This is a genomic window from Microbispora sp. H11081 (assembly GCF_012999535.1).
In the GTDB taxonomy this organism is placed as follows: Bacteria; Actinomycetota; Actinomycetes; order Streptosporangiales; family Streptosporangiaceae; genus Microbispora.
Window position 1 is genome coordinate 1 of the sequence record NZ_JABBWV010000019.1, and the last position, 15,790, is coordinate 15,790.

Below are 15,790 nucleotides of genomic sequence, written 5' to 3' on the forward strand. Positions count from 1 at the left end.
AAGGATGCCGTTCAAAGGAATCCGTCACCGGTGAAACCACCGATATGACGGGGTCATGCATGATTCATGCACTGGCTTTTAGCACACTGTTGAGTTCTCAAGAAACGGACGCGACCACCATCACCCGGAACCCGCTTCGCAGGTCCCACGCTCCGGGGCGTTTCGCTTCGTTCTGTGTTCTATTCTGGCGAGTTCCGTTATTCGTGTCAAATCAACCCGATTTGCTACGAATTCCGTTTTCCGCCAAGAATTTCAGCTGCCCCGTTTCCGAGACAACCCCTCGAACTTACCCGATCCTCGGCATCTCGTCGAATCGCCACGACATCCCGAGATCGGATCAGAAGGAGGGAGTGCCCGAGAGTTCGACCACCGGATGTGCTCCGGCCTGCCAGACCCTCAGCGCTTGAGAAAGACTAGCACCGGTCCGGAGGTGCTGGAGACAACTTGGGCAACTTCTTAGTCCTGCCCTGTCTCCAGCACTCCCAAACCTCCTCTGGCACACCTACTCGGGCAGGGCCGCGAGCTGCGCCTCAAGGCGAGCGATGTCCTCGGCGGCCTGCTCCGCGCGCCGCCGCACCTTCGCCACGACGTCGTCGGGGGCCTTCGCCATGAACTGCTCGTTCCCGAGCTTCGCCGTGACCTGCGCCTGCTCCTTGCGCGCCACGGCCAGGTCCTTCTCCAGCCGCTTCCGCTCGGCGACGACGTCGATGGCACCGGCCGTGTCGATCTCCACGAGCACCGTGCCGACGGTGAGCCGGGCCGTCGGACTGAACGTGTCCGCCGGCTCGTCCAGGCGCAGCAGGACGCGGATCGCGCCCTCATGGGCCGCGAGAGCCGTACCGGACAGGGACAGTCGCGCGGCCACGCGCTGGCCGGGCTTGAGACCCTGGTCGGAGCGGAACCTGCGCACCTCCGTGACGAGGTTCTGCAGCGAGACGATCTCCTGCTCCGCGGCAGGGTCGAGCAGACCGGACGACACCGACGGCCAGGGAGCGACCACAATCGACTCCCTGCCGGTCAGGGCACGCCACAGCTCCTCCGTCACGAACGGCACGAGCGGGTGGAGCAGCCGCAACAGCGCGTCGAGGACGTGCCCCAGCACGCGCTTGGTGTTCTCGGCCACCGCGCCGCCCTCGGCGAACTGCACCTTGGCCAGCTCGACGTACCAGTCGAAGACCTCGTCCCAGGCGAAGTGGTAGAGGGCGTCGGACGCCTTCGCGAACTCGAACTCCTCGAAGGCCGCGTCGACGCTCGCGACGACCTCCTGCAGCCGGGACAGGATCCACCGGTCGGCCGCGGTCAGGTCGTCGGGCAGGCCGTCGGAGACGGCGCCGTTCATCAGCGCGAACCGGGTGGCGTTCCAGATCTTGTTGCAGAAGTTGCGGGATCCGCCCGCCCAGTCCTCGCTGATCGCCACGTCGGAGCCGGGGTTGGCACCGCGGAGCAGCGTGAAGCGGGTGGCGTCCGCGCCGTACCGCTCGATCCAGTCGAGCGGGTCGACGACGTTGCCGAACGACTTCGACATCTTCTTGCCGAACTGGTCGCGCACCATGCCGTGCAACGCCACGGTGCGGAACGGCGGCTGGCCGTCCATCGCGTACAGCCCGAACATCATCATCCGGGCGACCCAGAAGAACAGGATGTCGTAGCCCGTGACCAGGACGCTCGTCGGGTAGAAGCGCGCCAGTTCGGGGGTGTCGTCGGGCCAGCCCAGCGTGGAGAACGGCCACAGACCCGAGGAGAACCACGTGTCGAGGACGTCCTGGTCCTGCTCGTAACCGGCCGGCGGCTCCTCGTCGGGCCCCACGCAGACCATGTCGCCGTCCGGGCCGTACCAGACGGGGATCCGGTGACCCCACCACAGCTGGCGCGAGATGCACCAGTCGTGCATGTCATCTACCCAGTCGAAGTAGCGCTTGGCCAACTCCGGCGGGTGGATGCGGGTGCGGCCGTCACGCACCGCGTCGCCGGCCGCCTTGGCCAGCGGTGTGACGTTCACGAACCACTGCAGGGACAGCCGCGGCTCGACAACCGTCTTGCATCGGGAGCAGTGGCCGACCGAGTGCACGTACGGGCGCTTCTCGGCGACGATGCGGCCCTGCTCGCGCAGCGCGGCGACGACGGCGGGCCGCGCCTCGAACCTGTCGAGGCCCTGGAAGGGACCGTGAGCGGTGATGACGCCCCGCTCGTCCATGACGACGAGCGACTCCAGCGAGTGGCGGCGCCCGATCTCGAAGTCGTTCGGGTCGTGCGCCGGGGTGACCTTGACCGCGCCGGTGCCGAACGAGGGATCCACATGCTCGTCCGCGACGACCGGGATGCGCCGCCCGGTGAGCGGAACCTCGACGTGCCTGCCGACCAGGTGCGCGTAACGCTCGTCGGCGGGGTGGACCGCGACCGCGGTGTCACCGAGCATGGTCTCCGCGCGGGTCGTGGCGACGACGATCTCCTCGTCACCCGAGCCGTACCGGATCGAGACGAGCTCGCCGTCGTCGTCGCTGTGCTCGACCTCGATGTCGGACAGGGCGGTCAGGCAGCGGGGGCACCAGTTGATGATTCGCTCGGCGCGGTAGATGAGCCCGTCGTCGAACAGCTTCTTGAAGATCGTCTGGACGGCTCGGGAGAGCCCCGCGTCCATGGTGAAGCGCTCGCGGGACCAGTCCACGCCGTCACCGAGCTTCTTCATCTGGCCGAGGATCCGGCCGCCCGACTCCTCCTTCCACTGCCAGACGCGCTCGACGAACGCCTCCCGGCCGAAGTCGTGGCGGGACAGGCCCTCCTTGGCGATCTCACGCTCCACGACGTTCTGGGTGGCGATGCCGGCGTGGTCCATGCCGGGCAGCCACAGCGTCTCCATCCCCCGCATCCGGGCCCGACGCGTGAGCGCGTCCTGGATCGAGTGGTCGAGCGCGTGGCCGACGTGGAGCGACCCGGTCACGTTGGGCGGAGGCAGCACGATGCTGTACGGCTCACGCCCGCTGCCCGGGTTGGCGGCGAAGTAGCCCGCCGATACCCAGCGCTCGTAGCTCCGGGTCTCCACATCGGCGGGGGCGTACTGGGTGGGCAGCTCAGACGTAGTCACGCTGCCCAATTCTAGGGACGTCCGGACGCCGTCCGAGCCGTCGCCGCACACCCTGTGGACGACAACCCGGTCGGCGAAGGGGCTGTCAGGCCGACTTCTCCCTCGGAGTGCGCTGCTGCTTGGCCTGCAACTGGTCGCGCGGCACGAGGGTCGGGTTCACGTGCTCGAGCACGGCCTCACGGGTGATGACGACGCGGGCCACATCCTGGCGGGAGGGCACCTCGTACATCACGGACTGGAGGACCTCCTCCATGATGGCGCGCAGGCCGCGGGCGCCGGTGCCGCGCAGGATCGCCTGGTCGGCGATGGCCTCAAGCGCGTCGTCGGTGAACTCCAGCTCGACGTTGTCCAGCTCCAGTAGGCGCCGGTACTGCTTCACGAGCGCGTTGCGCGGCTCGGTGAGGATCTGGATCAGCGCACTCCTGTCGAGGTTGTGCACCGACGTGATCACCGGCAACCGGCCGACGAACTCGGGGATCATGCCGAACTTCAGCAGGTCTTCCGGCATGACGTCGGAGAAGATGTCGGACGAGTCCATCTCCTCTTTCGAGTGGATGATCGCGTTGAAGCCGATGCCCTTCCTGCCGACCCGGGATTCGATGATCTTCTCGAGGCCGGCGAAGGCGCCGCCGCAGATGAACAGCACGTTCGTGGTGTCGATCTGGATGAACTCCTGGTGGGGGTGCTTGCGCCCGCCCTGCGGCGGCACGCTCGCCGTGGTCCCCTCCAGGATCTTGAGCAGGGCCTGCTGCACACCCTCGCCCGACACGTCCCGCGTGATCGACGGATTCTCGCTCTTGCGGGCGATCTTGTCGACCTCGTCGATGTAGATGATGCCGGTCTCGGCCTTCTTGACGTCGTAGTCGGCGGCCTGGATCAGCTTGAGGAGGATGTTCTCCACGTCCTCGCCGACGTAGCCGGCCTCGGTCAGCGCGGTCGCGTCCGCGATGGCGAACGGCACGTTGAGCATCTTGGCGAGCGTCTGCGCGAGCAGGGTCTTGCCCGACCCGGTGGGGCCGAGCAGCAGGATGTTGGACTTGGCCAGTTCCAGGCCGTCGTCGCGGCCCCGCTCCCCGGACTGGACGCGCTTGTAGTGGTTGTAGACCGCCACCGACAGGGCCTTTTTCGCCTTGTCCTGCCCGATGACGTACGCGTCCAGGAACTCGTAGATCTCACGGGGCTTGGGGAGGTTGTCCCACTTGAGCTCGGAGGACTCGGAGAGCTCCTCCTCGATGATCTCGTTGCAGAGATCGATGCACTCATCGCAGATGTATACGCCTGGTCCGGCGATGAGCTTCTTGACCTGCTTCTGGCTCTTGCCGCAGAACGAGCACTTCAGCAGGTCTCCCCCGTCGCCGATGCGTGCCACCCCAGATACTCCTTTGCGTGGGACCGCCTGCCGCCGCGGTCGCTTTCGTCCGCATCGCGATCGTGATCTGGTGATCGCGATCCGGTGCGAAAACGTCATCCCGCTCAGGTTTCGACGTTACCGTCTCTCGGGCCCTCAGTGAGCCCCCTAGCGGTGAGTCGCACCGGAACGTGCCCAAATGGGCACCGTTCCGGTGCGGCAACTCCCTCAGGAAGCCGCGACCGCCGCCGCACGCTTCTTCCGCGACGGGATGATGTCGTCCACCAGCCCGTACGCCTTCGCCTCTTCGGCGCTGAGGATCTTGTCGCGCTCGATGTCCCTGCGGACCTCGTCGGCCGACTTGCCCGAGTGCTTCGCCACGAGGTCCTCGAGCAGCGACCGCATCCGCAGGATCTCACGAGCCTGGATTTCAATGTCGCTGCCCTGACCGCCGCCCTCGGTGTAGGGCTGGTGGATCAGCACGCGGGCGTTCGGCAGGGCGAACCGCTTGCCCGGCGTGCCGCCGGCCAGCAGGACCGCCGCGGCCGAGGCCGCCTGGCCCAGGCAGACCGTCTGGATCTCGGGCCGGACGAACTGCATGGTGTCGTAGATCGCCGTCATGGCGGTGAACGACCCACCCGGCGAGTTGATGTACATGCTGATGTCGCGGTCCGGGTCCAGCGACTCCAGCGTCAGCAGCTGCGCCATCACGTCGTTCGCCGAGGCGTCGTCGATCTGGACACCGAGGAAGATGATGCGGTCCTCGAACAGCTTGTTGTACGGGTTCATCTCCTTGACGCCGTACGAGGTGCGCTCGACGAAGGAGGGAAGGACGTAGCGGCCGTTGATGTCACCCGGCCGGATCAGCTCACTCATCTGGGAAGCTCCAGTCACGAGACGGCGCCCTCGGAGGGCACCTGGCGGGCGCTGCGCACCACGTGGTCGATGAAGCCGTAGTCCTTGGCCTCCTCGGCCGTGAACCAGCGGTCCCGGTCGGAGTCGCGCTCGATCTGGTCGAGCGGCTGGCCGGTGTGGTAGGCGATCCGCTCCGCGAGCGTCTTCTTCACGTAGAGCATCTGCTCGGCCTGGATCGCGATGTCGGCCGCCGTGCCGCCGATGCCACCGGACGGCTGGTGCATCATGATCCGGGCGTGCGGAAGCGCGTACCGCTTGCCCTGTGCGCCGGCGCACAGCAGGAACTGCCCCATGGAGGCGGCCAGACCCATGGCGACCGTGCAGACGTTGTTCGGCACATACTCCATCATGTCGTAAATCGCCATGCCCGCGGTCACCGAGCCACCGGGGGAGTTGATGTACATCCAGATGTCGCGATCGGGGTCATCGGCGGCGAGGAGCAGGAGCTCAGCGCACAGCCGGTTGGCCACCTCGTCGTTCACCTGGGTGCCGAGCACCACGATCCGCTCGCGCAGCAGGCGCTGGTAGAGCTGGTCCTCGAGGCGGGAGGGGCCACCCTCCGGGCTCCGGGCCTCGAAGCCGGAACCACCGGTCGGGAAGAAGGTCGGCGGGCTGGTCACAGCGTCACCTTCCGATGCTCGTAATCGATTGGCTTTGCTTGTGACCTTAACGCGCGGCGCAGACAGGTCATGCCCGTGCGCCGTACTGTTCGCTGTCGGCGCATGCCCCGCCCTCACCGGGCCGTCCTCGGCGGAACGCCCGTGTTTCCCGCCCTGGACGCGCTACCGAGCCGCGTGTGTCACTGCCGGACCACCCCGTAAGAAGCCGCCGGCGGCCGATCTCTCAGCACGGTAATAAACAAATTCTCGGGGATTTGCCCGGATATAACCGAAAACCCCCGGCGCACCTGAGTGCGCCAGGGGTTCCTTTACAGCCACCGCACCGGCCGCGTCGCGGCGGCCGGCGGGAGAGGTCGGGCGAGAGCCTCGGAGGTCAGCTCTCCTTGGCCTCGTCGGCGGGCTCCACGCCCGCCTCGTCCACGCCCACGGCCTCCTGCTGGGGGTTGAGCTCGGCGTAGACGGCCTGGATGTCCACCTCGTTGCCGGCGGTGTCGGTGACCTTGGCGGCGTCACCGATGACGGTCTTGGCCTTCTCGCGCACGATCTCCATCATCGCCAGCGGGAGCTGGTTGTTGTCGGCGAGGTGCTGGGCCAGCGTGTTCGGCGCGACACCCATCTGCATGGCGCGGCGCACCACGAAGTCGGTCAGCTCCTGCTCGCTGACGCCGAGCTCCTCCGCCTTGACGATCTTGTCGAGGACGAAGCCCGACTTCAGCGCCTTGGCGGCGTTCGCCTCGTAGTCGGCGAACAGCTCCTCCTCGGTGGTCTGCTGGAGACGGAGGTACGCCTCACGGCTCAGGCCGCTCTCGGCGACCTGGTGCTCGAGGTTGTGCTTGCGCGCGTCGATCTCCGTCTGGAGCGCGCTCTCGGGCAGCGGAATGTCGATCCTGTCGAGCAGGGCGTCGAGGGCCTTCTCGCGGCTCTGCACGACCTGGTCGACGAGCTTGTTGCGGCGGACCTGCTCGCGGATGCTGTCCTTGAGCTCGTCGAGCGTGTCGAACTCGCTGGCGAGCTGCGCGAACTCGTCGTCCAGCTCCGGCAGCACCTTCTCCTTCACCGACTTGACGTTGATGATCACGTCGGCCTCCTCGCCGGCGTTCTCACCGCCGACGAGCGTGGTGCGGAAGGTCTTCTCGTCGCCCGCGGCCATGCCCTGCAGCGCGTCGTCCAGGCCCTGCAGGACGGAGCCCGCACCGACCTCGTACGACACGTCGGTGGCCTGCTGCTCGTCGAGGTTGCGACCGTCGATCTCCGCACGCAGGTCCATCACGACGTAGTCGCCGTTCTGGGCCGCCCGCTCCACCCCGGTCAGCGTCGCGAAACGCTGGCGCAGGGCCTCGAGCTGGGCGTCGATGTCCTCGTCGGTCACCTCGGCGGCGTCGACCACGATCTCGGCGCCCCGGTAGTCCGGGATGTCGAAGGCGGGGCGGATGTCCACCTCGGCGGTGAACTCGACCTGCTCACCGTCCTCGATCTTGGTGACCTCGATCTCCGGCTGGCTGACCGGGAAGACGTCGGTCTCGTCAACGGCCTGGCCGTACAGCTTGGGCAGGGCGTCGTTCAGGGTCTCCTCGAGAACCACCGCGCGGCCGAAGCGCTGCTCGATGATACGGGCCGGCACCTTGCCGGGGCGGAAGCCGGGCACCCGCACCTGCTGTGCGACCTTCTTGTATGCGGCCTGCAGGCTAGGCTCGAGCTCCTTGAACGGCACCTCGACGGTGAGCTTGACCCGGGTAGGGCTGAGCTCCTCGACAGCGGTCTTCACGGGGTGGTCTCCTTGATCCAGCAGCTGGTGATCGCGGGCACGTCGTGCACGGCAACCGCGGCACTGTAACGCGCGCCGCGCCCACGTAAAAGGCACAGGATCACCGACTCGCCTGCACGCGACCTGTCCGGGCATGCTCGACTGTGGCGGGTGTCCAACGCCAAGGGCAGTCTAGAGCAGATGAGGCCCGGTAGCGACTGATCAGAGGTCGGCCATGATCTGCCGCAGCAGGTCCACCGTCTCCGTGGGGGTGGTGCTGACCGCGCAGAGGCGTTCCATGACCTCGCTGTAGCGGTCGACCTCTTCGCGTTTGTCCAGGTAGAGCGCGCTGGCGAGCTGCTCGACGTACACGATGTCGGGCAGGTCGGGGTCGGCGAACCGAAGAATGCTGAAGGCGCCGCCCTCGGCGGCGTGTCCTCCGTAACTGAACGGGATGACCTGAATCGTCACGTTGGGCTGGCCCATCAGGTCGATGAGGTGCTGGATCTGGCCCCGCATGACGTCGACGCCGCCGATCGGGCGGCGCAGCGCCGCCTCGTCGATCACGGCCCAGAACTTGGGGCTGCTCCCGCCGTCGAGGATGCGCTGGCGTTCCAGCCGGAGGTCCACCCGCCTGGAGATCTCCTCGGGCGCCGCGCCGACCGCGCCCGCCATGATGACGGCACGCGCGTACTCCTTGGTCTGCAGCAGGCCGGGGACGAACTGCACCTCGTAGGTGCGGATGCGCTCGGCGGCCTCCTCCAGGCCGACGTACGCCTGGAACCACGAGGGGAGAAGGTCGTTGAACCTGTGCCACCAGCCGGGCTCGTTGGCCCTTTCGACCAGGTTCATCACGACGACGCGCGTTTCCTCGTCCTCCACCCCATAGAGGGCGAGAAGGTCGGTGACGTCGCGTTCCTTGAACCCGACCCGGCCCAGCTCCATCCGGCTGATCTTCGATTCGGACGCCCGGATGCACTGGCCGGCCTGGTCGCGGCTGATGCCCTTGCTCTCACGAAGCTTGCGGAGCTGGGAACCGAGAAGGATGCGCAGAGCCGTCGGACCCGATCCAGTCTGGATCTGTATCACGGCGCCTCCCTCTCACCTCGGCCCTGTGTGCCGCCAAGGGACGACCCGTACGACACCCCCAGCCCACACAGTGTCACCACTTCAGGCCCCGATGACAAGGTCTGATCTAGGTGTCCCTGACGGTTAGCACTTCCGGAGTGTGCGTCTGCACATGACGGCTGCACGTGCATTTGGGTCTTGCAGCGGCAGGAGTCGCTGATCCATCATGTCTTAGGGGCATATTGGGCTAAATGTGCACCAGTCAGTCGACTTAGGCCAGCAGGAGGTACGGGCAACCATGTCGGACGAGCCCAAATCCGGCGGCCAGCTGACCCGAGACGTGGGATTCGGCTGGTTCCGGAGGGCGGCCGGTCCGTCCGATAAGACGATGTGTCCCCTCGCCCCGCAGGCCGATTCGGTCAAGACCGCACGCGACATCACCCGGACGACCCTGCGGCAGTGGGGTCTGTCGGAACTGAGCGACGACGCGGCGCTCGTCGTGAGCGAACTGGTGACGAACGCCGTTCGTTACGCTCTGTGCCCGACGGCGCGCACCTGCGACCCGCCGATAACGCTGACGCTCCTTCACATCGCGCCGCACGTACTGCTCGCCGTATCGGACCCGAGCGACCAGGCGCCGTGCCCCGCACAGCCCGACTTCGTCTCCGAGCACGGACGTGGCCTCTACATCGTCGAGACCTACAGTCAGGCATGGGGCTGGGACACCCTCGACGAGGGCGGCAAGGCCGTATGGGCCCTGTTCCGCACCGGCGACTGACGTTTCTCCGGCATAGCCGACCCTGCTGACTTCCTACCGGTGGCTCAGATCCCGAACGCTCGGTCGATGAAAGCGAGTGGCTGGCCGCCGCCTGCCTTCTTTAGTTTTGCTCCATGACCGATCACCCGTTCCAGATCATCTGCGAGATCGAACCGCCCACCCGGCCAGACCTGAAGCAGGTTCGGCACCAGATCGGCACCCTGAGCAATGTGGCCGACGCTTTCCTCATACCTGACAACCACATCGGCCGTGCCACGGTGTCCAGCGTGGCGGTCGCGCACGAGGTCGAGGCGATGGGGGGCCGTAGTATCGCCTGCCTCAACGCACGCGACCGTAACCTGCTGGGGTTCCGCCGGGACCTGCTCACCGCAGCCGCATACGGTGTCGACCAGTTCCTGTTCGTCTACGGGGACAAGCCCAGTTCAGGTAGCCGCACCGGAGAGCTGAACGTGCGGGCGATGATCGAGGAGGTCAGAGCCCTGCCGAAGGACAGCGCGTTCGCGGGAGTGCGACCCTTCCGCGTCGGCACAGCGGCGGCGCTGCGTCCGGTGCCAGCCTGGAAGCGAGCGGCGGACTTCATGTTCGTCCAGGTCAGCTTCTCGCTGGAAGCCTTACTGAGGTGGCGGGACGCCAACCCGATGGACGTTCCGGTATATGCGGGCGTGATGGTTCTCGCCAGTGAGACGCACGCCCAACGTCTCGCGGCTGCGATCCCGGACATCGACATTCCGAGCGAACTGGTGGAGAAAGTCGCCTCCGACCGCCTCGCCGGTGTCGAGGCCACCTGCGAACAAGTGCTCCGGATCCGGGACTCCGGAGCCTTCGACGGCGTACATCTGATCCCGGTGGCCCGGTATCGCCAGGTAGCCGCCCGGCTGGAGCACCTGCTCAGCTGACGGACATATCGGCAGTCCTGGCGGGTGATCGGTCCTGCGGGTCGTGGCCCTGCCACAGGAGATCATTCCCGGGCTGCGGAAGCACCTTGACAGGAAACACGGCGAGAAGACGGCGGGCACATGACGGGCACGACAGGAATCCGAAGGCAAGAAAAGATCAAGGCCCAGAGCCGGGATCACTCCCCCGACCTGGGCCTTCTCACTGAGAGCGGACGACGGGAATCGAACCCGCGTAGCCAGTTTGGAAGACTGGGGCTCTACCATTGAGCTACGTCCGCGCGCGTCCGGTGTCCATCTGGTCTAGACTTCATCCGGTCGTCAGGGCGTAAGCGTACCGGAGTCTCGGACCGTTCGCGTACCCGACGAGACGGGGCGTGGCGCAGCTTGGTAGCGCGCTTGCTTTGGGAGCAAGAAGTCGCAGGTTCAAATCCTGTCGCCCCGACCAGCACGCATGCACGTCAAAGGCCGCCTCCGGTGATCGGAAGCGGCCTTGTCCGTCCCCTGGGTGACTAACGGAGTGACTACGGCTCTGAGCCCCCGAAGAGACGGTCCATCACCACGGCCCCCGTCTGCAACACCGGCCGGATCTGCTTGCGATAGACGATCTCCGTGACGGCCGTACTGCTATACCCCACAAGCCGGAAATCTCCTCCAGGGCAACCCCCGAGTCAGCAGCGAGACGAAGCTGTGCCGCAACTCCCGGGGCGTCCACTGCGAGGCATCCCCCTCCCCCGGCGTTCTTGAGCACAGCGCGGAAGGCGTGACGGACGTTCGCCGCGTCCAACGGCGTGCCGGCAGCCGAGGCGAACACGAGGCTGGTTTCGGCCCACTCATCGCCCTGCGCTTTGCGCTGCTCCTCTCGGTGCCGCCGCAGGACGTCCACACACCGTTTGGGGAGCGCGAGGGTACGCCGAGACCTCCGTGTCTTGGTGCCACCTCCCGAACGCACTGAGCGCCACACAGCGACGTGAGGCGGGACGGGTGGATTCGCCTCGGAGTCTCCTTCCAGGTCTACGTGATCCCAAGTCAACGCTCGAAGCTCTTCGATACGAGCACCCGTGAGCAGGGACAGCACGATGTAGGCGTGCGTCCTGGTCCCCTCGGCCGCTTTGAGCACGGCTTCGGCCTGGGCGAACGTCAGTGCCTTAGACGGGCGGCCTCAACCCAGAAATGTTGATTAGCATCGTCACAACAATCTTGAACGCGGACGGGGGCGCGGCACGCCCTCGGCGCCGAGGGCGCCATGGCGACTACTGCCTGCCAGTGAACGCACTAACTCGCCGCGAGGCGCGTGGTCCTGAGGTTCTGCTAACCGCCAGGAGGGGACTCCCAGACCCGCTCGAACATGTCTCGGGTGATGACGAACTGCTTCCAGTCTTCGTCAGGATCAAACAAACTCGCCTGCCCGAGGCCGCCGTACCGGTCTTCCTTGTGTTCGGGCCCGTAGCGAAGGACCGGGCCAGCGTCGTACACCTCGACCTGACGCACCGGACAACCGTCGTCGTCGACCTCGAAGTACCAGACCGAGTGCCCCCAATCGTCGAACTCGTCACCGCGCGATTCGTCCCAGCGGCGGCGATAGAACTGGCCGTTCATGGCCGGAAGCGTAGATCCACTGCTGTGCGCACACCTGCCGGCTCGCGGCAAATGAGGCGCCGATTGAGGCGGGCGCTGGTCGTCCGCCGTCGCTATGACGCGACAACGACTCCGCCGATGCCTGTGCGTCCGGCCGGAGTGCCTACGAGTTCGACCGTCACACCAGCGCGGACGCGCTCCCCGAAGACCTCGACGATGGCATCCGTGACTCCGGAGATGAGGCGGGCGATGATCTCGTCGGCATCGGGTCGGCTGAACGCGGCTTCCCTGATGCCGAACGTGACGCTCGGCGAGGGCGCTTGTGCTGCGATGCCGCCGATGCCCCATCGATCAGGGGGCAAGCCGATCAACTGTACGACAGCGATGCTTCGCGCCCATTCCCCGTAGACCGCGACAACCGCATCGGTCAGCTTCTCAATCAGGGCGGCCTCGCGGCCCACCAGATCGCTTTCCAGGACGTGGACGCTGAGATGGGGCATACCATCCTCACAAACAGGTTTGATGGCAAATTACATTTGATAGCAAACGTATTTGGAAGGTGAGCGGATGTCAACGCCTGACACCACAGACGATGTGGTCAGGGAGTTGCTCCTGGTGATGCCAAGGCTCGTCGGTAGGGTCAAACGTCTGCGGCCGCCGGAACAGTTGCGGTCACTTGATCTAGCACCCCGGCATCTGTCGATGCTGTCCCTGCTCCTCCTCGAAGGTCCGCTGACCGTCTCTCAGCTGGCCGGGATGCTGGGTGTCGCGCCGACCACGATGAGCTTGATCGTGAGCGACCTGAGCCGCAAAGGGATCTTGGTGCGGCGTGAGGACGACGCCGACCGCCGACGACGAATCATCGACATCAGTGCCGAGAGCCGTCCCGCCATCGCTCAGTGGCTGTCTCCGGGCGCCCATGCGTGGCGGCATGCCCTATCGCCGCTGAGCCCAGCACAACAGCGGACATTCGTCGACACCCTGCTCAGATACGAGGCGGCTGTCTCCACCGCGACGGAGACCGCACCTCAAGACGATTAGAGCCGCCGCGCATCCCAACCGACCGTGCGAGGACAAGCTGCTTACCATGCGCTGTCATCGGCATGAGCGGAAGTGTCGCGGGCGACATCAACGCACAACAGTGCACGCTGACAGGCCTATCTACCAGGGCAAATACCTGGTGAGCCCATCACAAAGAGTGCTTTGGAAGCAAGAAGTCGCAGGTTCGAATCCTGTCGCCCCGACCAGCACGCATGCACGTCAAAGGCCGCCTCCGGTGATCGGAAGCGGCCTTGTCCGTCTCCTGGCCGACCGGCTGCGGCTCCGAGCCGGTCGGAGCCGGCCGGACGTCACTCCTCCTCCACGTACGGATGCGTGATGAACTCGATCGCGTGTCCGTCGGGGTCGTCCACGTACACCCCGCGGCCGTGATGGCGGTGGTTGACCTGCTGCGGCTCCTGGTGGTGCGGGCCACCCCAGTACGGCAGGCCCCGCTCGGCGATGCGGGCGCATATCGCGTCGAACTCGTCCTCGGAGACGAGGAACGCCAGGTGCTGCATGACGATCCGGTCCCTGTCGACGATCGAGTCGGCGTAGTCGATCGTCACGCCGTTGGCGACCCGTACGGTGGCGAACGGCCCGAAGGCGCCGGGCTCCGGCTCGCCGAGCAGCCCGGTCAGGAACCGGGCGGACTCGAAGCGGTCGCTGCTGTGCACGATCGTGTGGTCCAGTCGAGCGGTCACGGCGCCCTCCAGATTCTCCGCGGTCCTCATCGACCCAATACCGTGGACACGTGATCGACAAGCGCATCTCCCGCGTGCTCGGGCTGCTGGGGCAGGACGACACGCTTCGCGTTCTCGCCGGCCTGGTCCTGCGTCCCGGCGAGCCGCTCGACAAGGTCACCGGGCTCGGCCCTGAGACGGTGGCGAGAGCCCTGGACCGGCTGTCCAGGGGCGGCCTCGCCGTACGGGACGAGGAGACCGGCTGGCGGGCCCGGCCGGAGGCCTTCCGCGAACTGCTGCGCACGGCCCCCTCCGCGCCCGCGGACCCGATGGACGCGTTCCTGGTCGACGGGCGGCTCGTCTCCATTCCGGTGAAGCGGGCCAAACGGCTTATGGTGCTCGACTACATCGCCCGGGTCTTCGAGATCGGCGTGCGCTACCCGGAAAAGGAGGTCGACGTGGCGCTGCGGGCCTTCCACGACGACCACGCCGCCCTGCGCCGCTACCTGGTGGACGAGGGGTTCCTGACCCGGGAGGCGAACGTCTACTGGCGCTCGGGAGGAACCGTCTGACCGGGTCCGGCCACATCGGCCGACTCCCTTTCCCGATGGGCCCCCGGTGCGGACACTGGGAGACATGGGTGAGCCGACCAGGGTCCTTCTCGACGAGTCCCGGATCCCCCGGAACTGGTACAACATCGTTCCCGACCTGCCCGCACCGCCTCCGCCTGTGCTCCACCCGGCGACGCTGCAGCCGGTCGGCCCGGACGACCTCGCGCCGCTCTTCCCCGCGGAGCTGATCCGGCAGGAGGTGACGGCCGAGCGGTTCGTCCCGATCCCTGACGACGTCCGCGACGTCTACCGCCTCTGGCGGCCGACGCCGCTCATCCGCGCCCGCCGCTTGGAGCGCGCCCTCGGCACGCCCGCGCGGATCTACTACAAGTACGAGGGCGGCAGCCCGTCGGGCTCGCACAAGCCCAACACCGCGGTCCCGCAGGCGTACTACAACGCGCGGGACGGCGTGCGCAGGCTGACCACCGAGACCGGCGCGGGCCAGTGGGGCTCGGCTCTTGCGTTCGCCTGCGCCCAGTACGGCCTGGACTGCGAGGTCTGGATGGTCCGGGCGTCGTACGACCAGAAGCCGTACCGGCGCACGCTGATGCGGATCTACGGCGCCACTCTGCACGCCAGCCCCTCGGCGGTGACATCGGCGGGCAGCAGGATCCTGGCGGAGGACCCGCACTGCACGGGGTCGCTGGGCATCGCGATCAGCGAGGCCGTCGAGGTGGCCGGGCAGCACGACGACACGCGGTACGCCCTGGGCTCTGTGCTCAACCACGTCCTGCTGCACCAGACCGTGATCGGCGAGGAGGCGCTGGAGCAGCTCGCCGCCCTCGGCGAGACTCCTGACCTGGTGATCGGCTGCACCGGCGGCGGCTCCAACTTCGCCGGGCTGGCCTTCCCGTTCCTTCGGGAGAAGCTGGCGGGGCGGATGAACCCCGTGCTGCGGAGCGTGGAGCCGGCCGCCTGCCCGTCGCTGACCAGGGGGACGTACGCCTACGACTTCGGCGACGCCGCGGGGTTCACGCCGCTGATGAAGATGCACACGCTGGGGCACACGTTCGTGCCCGACCCGATCCACGCGGGCGGGCTGCGTTACCACGGCATGTCGCCGTTGCTCTCGCACGTGTACGAGCTGGGCCTGGTGGAGGCCGTGGCCGTGACGCAGACCGAGTGCTTCGACGCGGGGATCCGCTTCGCGAGGTCCGAAGGGATCGTGCCGGCCCCCGAGCCCTCCCACGCGGTGGCCGCGACGATAGCGGAGGCGGCGCGGTGCGCGGAGTCGGGCGAGGAGAAGGTCATCGTGATGTCCCTGTGCGGGCACGGCCACTTCGACCTGCCCGCCTACGAGAGCCACCTCGCCGGTCGCCTGGAGGATTTCACGCTGCCCCGGGAGCGGATCGACGAGGCTCTGACGCATCTCCCCGCTGTCTGATGTGACGCATGCTCACTGATATCCGTTTCGTCCCTTGAGTGGCGGGTA

The 15,790-nt window shown here is 66.9% G+C and carries 15 protein-coding genes and 2 tRNA genes; 6 read left to right on the forward strand and 11 right to left on the reverse strand.

All coding sequences use genetic code 11. From position 1 onward, the window contains the following. Nucleotides 1-502: 502 nt before the first annotated feature. The 6 genes from HHX31_RS30655 to HHX31_RS30680 all read right to left on the reverse strand — a co-directional run bounded on the left by HHX31_RS30655 (nucleotide 503) and on the right by HHX31_RS30680 (nucleotide 8,798). Nucleotides 503-3,091, reverse strand: coding sequence for a valine--tRNA ligase (locus tag HHX31_RS30655; RefSeq protein WP_169952771.1), 2,589 nt, complete (start codon nucleotides 3,089-3,091; stop codon nucleotides 503-505). Between the two features lie 76 nt (nucleotides 3,092-3,167). Beyond that, on the reverse strand, nucleotides 3,168-4,451 hold the full coding sequence (gene clpX / locus HHX31_RS30660) for an ATP-dependent Clp protease ATP-binding subunit ClpX (RefSeq protein WP_169952773.1): 1,284 nt from the start codon (nucleotides 4,449-4,451) through the stop codon (nucleotides 3,168-3,170). Between the two features lie 207 nt (nucleotides 4,452-4,658). Continuing rightward, nucleotides 4,659-5,306, reverse strand: coding sequence for an ATP-dependent Clp protease proteolytic subunit (locus HHX31_RS30665; RefSeq protein WP_169952775.1), 648 nt, complete (start codon nucleotides 5,304-5,306; stop codon nucleotides 4,659-4,661). A 14-nt stretch (nucleotides 5,307-5,320) separates the two neighbouring features. Beyond that, entirely contained in the window at nucleotides 5,321-5,965 is a 645-nt protein-coding gene (locus tag HHX31_RS30670; protein ID WP_169952777.1) for a ClpP family protease, read from the reverse strand. 373 nt (nucleotides 5,966-6,338) lie between these two features. Beyond that, complete coding sequence (gene tig, locus HHX31_RS30675) at nucleotides 6,339-7,730, reverse strand: trigger factor (RefSeq protein ID WP_169952779.1); 1,392 nt, start codon at nucleotides 7,728-7,730, stop codon at nucleotides 6,339-6,341. Nucleotides 7,731-7,931: 201 nt separating this feature from the next. Beyond that, nucleotides 7,932-8,798 carry a helix-turn-helix transcriptional regulator gene (locus HHX31_RS30680; RefSeq protein ID WP_169952781.1) on the reverse strand — a complete coding sequence of 289 codons (867 nt, stop codon included), beginning with the start codon at nucleotides 8,796-8,798 and terminating at the stop codon, nucleotides 7,932-7,934. Nucleotides 8,799-9,075: 277 nt separating this feature from the next. Here HHX31_RS30680 and HHX31_RS30685 point away from each other — a divergent pair, with 277 nt between their 5' ends. Both HHX31_RS30685 and HHX31_RS30690 read left to right on the forward strand, forming a co-directional pair. Beyond that, the gene (locus tag HHX31_RS30685; protein ID WP_169952783.1) at nucleotides 9,076-9,555 is read left to right on the forward strand and encodes an ATP-binding protein; all 480 of its coding nucleotides are present in this window, start codon (nucleotides 9,076-9,078) and stop codon (nucleotides 9,553-9,555) included. Nucleotides 9,556-9,668: 113 nt separating this feature from the next. Next, nucleotides 9,669-10,451 carry a methylenetetrahydrofolate reductase gene (locus HHX31_RS30690; protein ID WP_169952785.1) on the forward strand — a complete coding sequence of 261 codons (783 nt, stop codon included), beginning with the start codon at nucleotides 9,669-9,671 and terminating at the stop codon, nucleotides 10,449-10,451. A gap of 207 nt (nucleotides 10,452-10,658) precedes the next feature. Here HHX31_RS30690 and HHX31_RS30695 read toward each other — a convergent pair. Beyond that, nucleotides 10,659-10,729, reverse strand: a tRNA-Gly gene (locus HHX31_RS30695). A gap of 90 nt (nucleotides 10,730-10,819) precedes the next feature. Here HHX31_RS30695 and HHX31_RS30700 point away from each other — a divergent pair. After that, nucleotides 10,820-10,896 (forward strand) — tRNA-Pro (locus HHX31_RS30700). 108 nt (nucleotides 10,897-11,004) lie between these two features. Here HHX31_RS30700 and HHX31_RS30705 read toward each other — a convergent pair. The 3 genes from HHX31_RS30705 to HHX31_RS30715 all read right to left on the reverse strand — a co-directional run bounded on the left by HHX31_RS30705 (nucleotide 11,005) and on the right by HHX31_RS30715 (nucleotide 12,526). Next, complete coding sequence (locus HHX31_RS30705; RefSeq protein ID WP_311932349.1) at nucleotides 11,005-11,568, reverse strand: tyrosine-type recombinase/integrase; 564 nt, start codon at nucleotides 11,566-11,568, stop codon at nucleotides 11,005-11,007. Between the two features lie 191 nt (nucleotides 11,569-11,759). Beyond that, a complete protein-coding gene (locus HHX31_RS30710) occupies nucleotides 11,760-12,047 on the reverse strand; it encodes a hypothetical protein (RefSeq protein ID WP_169952787.1) in 288 nt (95 codons plus the stop codon). 92 nt (nucleotides 12,048-12,139) lie between these two features. After that, nucleotides 12,140-12,526, reverse strand: a complete 387-nt coding sequence (locus HHX31_RS30715) for a tautomerase family protein (protein ID WP_169952789.1) — start codon at nucleotides 12,524-12,526, stop codon at nucleotides 12,140-12,142. A 67-nt stretch (nucleotides 12,527-12,593) separates the two neighbouring features. On the opposite strand from HHX31_RS30715, the gene HHX31_RS30720 reads away from it, so the two are divergent. Further along, on the forward strand, nucleotides 12,594-13,067 hold the full coding sequence (locus tag HHX31_RS30720) for a MarR family winged helix-turn-helix transcriptional regulator (RefSeq protein WP_169952791.1): 474 nt from the start codon (nucleotides 12,594-12,596) through the stop codon (nucleotides 13,065-13,067). Nucleotides 13,068-13,375: 308 nt separating this feature from the next. Here the strand turns inward: HHX31_RS30720 and HHX31_RS30725 are convergent, their stop codons facing one another. Further along, nucleotides 13,376-13,768, reverse strand: a complete 393-nt coding sequence (locus HHX31_RS30725; RefSeq protein WP_169952793.1) for a VOC family protein — start codon at nucleotides 13,766-13,768, stop codon at nucleotides 13,376-13,378. 50 nt (nucleotides 13,769-13,818) lie between these two features. Between HHX31_RS30725 and HHX31_RS30730 the strand changes: the two genes are divergently transcribed. Together HHX31_RS30730 and HHX31_RS30735 are read left to right on the forward strand one after the other, a co-directional pair. Beyond that, nucleotides 13,819-14,319, forward strand: a complete 501-nt coding sequence (locus tag HHX31_RS30730) for a DUF2087 domain-containing protein (protein WP_169952795.1) — start codon at nucleotides 13,819-13,821, stop codon at nucleotides 14,317-14,319. Between the two features lie 64 nt (nucleotides 14,320-14,383). After that, a complete protein-coding gene (locus HHX31_RS30735; RefSeq protein ID WP_169952797.1) occupies nucleotides 14,384-15,742 on the forward strand; it encodes a TrpB-like pyridoxal phosphate-dependent enzyme in 1,359 nt (452 codons plus the stop codon). Nucleotides 15,743-15,790 lie beyond the last annotated feature (48 nt).